At 65.1% G+C, this 641-nt stretch carries 1 protein-coding gene; it reads right to left on the minus strand.

Annotation, left to right across the window (positions count from 1 at the left end):
- Window positions 1-62 precede the first annotated feature (62 nt).
- On the minus strand, window positions 63-641 hold a 579-nt coding region (locus HY26_RS18950), incomplete at its 5' end, for a hypothetical protein (protein WP_158531406.1).

Below are 641 nucleotides of genomic sequence, written 5' to 3' on the forward strand. Positions count from 1 at the left end.
GCCCAGCACCTTTACCCGGAAACGCGTCCGCGCTCCGGCGAGATTCCTGATTTTGGCTGGGATCAACCTCTATTGGGTACCGGCCAGTCTCGCAGCGCCTCGATCAGCTGGACGGTGAGCCCGCCCGAGACGAAGGCCACGGCGCGGTGCATGGCATGCGTTCCGGGGACGAGCACGATGTAGGGCTTCGGCTCGCCATTCGCTTTCCGGCGCTGGATCGTGCGGGCCAGGCATTTGGCGCGGCGGTTGGCATGTTTCAGCGTGTCCAGCATGGCCTGCCAGCGGGCGATCAGGGACGCAGCGAGGCTGGGCTCGCGCTCCGGGACCGTGACCGGCCCGCGCAGGAAGTCCGGTGTTTCGTCTGCCTGTGTTGGGACAAGCGAGAAGGTGTACTTCGACTGCGTCTCGCCCTCCGCTTTCTCGAAATGGTTCGACCCAGGCCGCGGCGTCACTGGCGCCAACTCCACCCGAAAAGTCATCAGGAAGATCAGACGGCGGAGCAGCACGCCGAGCCGCTTCAGCTCTGCCGAGACGCGCCGCTTCAGCGTTTTCGGAACCGTTTCCGGCGCCTTGAACAGGTCCGCATTCACGCCGGTTTCGGCGATGACGCGGGCAAGGGTCTTCCAGGTATGGGTGAGGAA

Source organism: Hyphomonas sp. GM-8P (assembly GCF_003263315.1).
GTDB lineage: Bacteria > Pseudomonadota > Alphaproteobacteria > Caulobacterales > Hyphomonadaceae > Hyphomonas.